Source organism: Fibrobacter sp. (assembly GCA_012523595.1).
Lineage (GTDB): Bacteria > Fibrobacterota > Chitinivibrionia > Chitinivibrionales > Chitinispirillaceae > JAAYIG01.
On sequence record JAAYIG010000135.1, the window covers coordinates 1 to 1,553 of the forward strand.

A 1,553-nucleotide genomic window follows, 5' to 3' on the forward strand; every position below is an offset into this window, starting at 1 on the left:
ACCCTTCAGCCCTGAATATGATAGGAAGGTTATCCGGTTGCGTGATGAATTCAACAGCGTTTCACTGGTTGGCTTTGCAGATCGATTTGAGGCATATATAAAGCTTCTCAGGAATGCAAAGAAATCAGCGGCAACTATTAACAGGCCGATAGAGATTGTAAGAGCGGCTTATCAAGTGGCTTATTCTTTGGGAATGGTAAAGGGAAACCCGATTACCAAAACCAGATTTCCGGAAATAAAAGAGATTCCCAGAGATATTTCTTTATCACTGGATGAAAAAAATAATCTGGTTGAAACAGCCCGGAATAATCCCAGAACTGTACACATTGCCGATGCCCTGAATTTCGCATTGCAAGTGCCGGTTAGAAAATCGGAGCTTGTAAATATGCGGGTAAAGGACATAGACTTGTTTTCAAAGTGCATCCGGGTACACAACGGAGAAACCAAAAACGACAGAGGGACAGATAAACCTATTCCCCCGGATATGATCGATTTTTTTGTGAAGCGCAAAAAGGAAGGGAAACCAGAGGAACCGGTTTTCTGCAGGATCATAAAAGGGGACCGGAAAAACCGGGCCGGGGAAAATTACAAGGTTGTATCCCTGGGGGATTTCAAGAGAGCATGGAAGACAGTCAAGGAAGATGCTGGAAGGCCTGATATTCGTTTCCATGATACAAGGCATATATCAGCAACTGACATGGTTGATGCCGGCACTCCTGAAAGAGCTGTGATGGATGTAGCAGGCTGGAACACTAATATGCTGGCCAACTACTACCACCGGAATAATAAGAAATCTTTAGGGCTGGTACAGTTCAAAAAATCGGAATGTGAAGCGGTTGTGAAACAGGTTTCACAGCAGGGAAGTTAAAAATGCTGAAATTGAGCGATTTAAGGCAATATTTTAAAAAGAGCAGGTGGCTGTTAACCACCGGGTCGGGGGTTCAAGTCCCTCCTGACCAGCTTAAAATATGCCCTAAAATCGGCTAAAACAGCAAAGAAATGGCGATTTTAGGGCTTTTTATTTTCTGCCTTATTATCCCCGTTTAATCGATTAAATACCACCTAAATACTACACACAGTACTACTTAAGCGTGAAGCGGTTTCACATTAACTAGACAAGAACTGACTGGGTAGCGGCATGTGGTAATGAATTGTGTGATCGAAGGAAATAATTGTTCTGATAGATCGGTAATTCTATTGGGTATCTGATATTTTCATTGGCACAGAGATTGATAATAGTCATAAAAAGTGTTAAAAATCTATTGCATGAAACATATAATTAAATTATAATAGAAGAACGTCATGGCATTGGGTCTATTTCTTGTACTTAGCTGGCCGAGGCAAGAATTAAGAGTCAATGTCTTTTGTGGTCAGCCCGAAAGGGTCCGTGACAGTAAGTGTTGCGGACCCTTTTTTTGTTGTTATTGGGTGTGCGGAATTTTTTGTGTAAACTGGTATATAGTGCAGGTGTATTTAATGCTACAAATAATATAACTGCATAGTTTATGTAATTGCAATAGTGTTTCCAATAATTGGAACCCTTCCCCCATGGG

At 41.2% G+C, this 1,553-nt stretch carries 1 protein-coding gene; it reads left to right on the forward strand.

The features are described 5' to 3' along the window. The first annotated feature begins 37 nt into the window (after window positions 1-37). Window positions 38-868, forward strand: coding sequence for a site-specific integrase (locus tag GX089_09075; GenBank protein ID NLP02632.1), 831 nt, complete (start codon window positions 38-40; stop codon window positions 866-868). Window positions 869-1,553 lie beyond the last annotated feature (685 nt).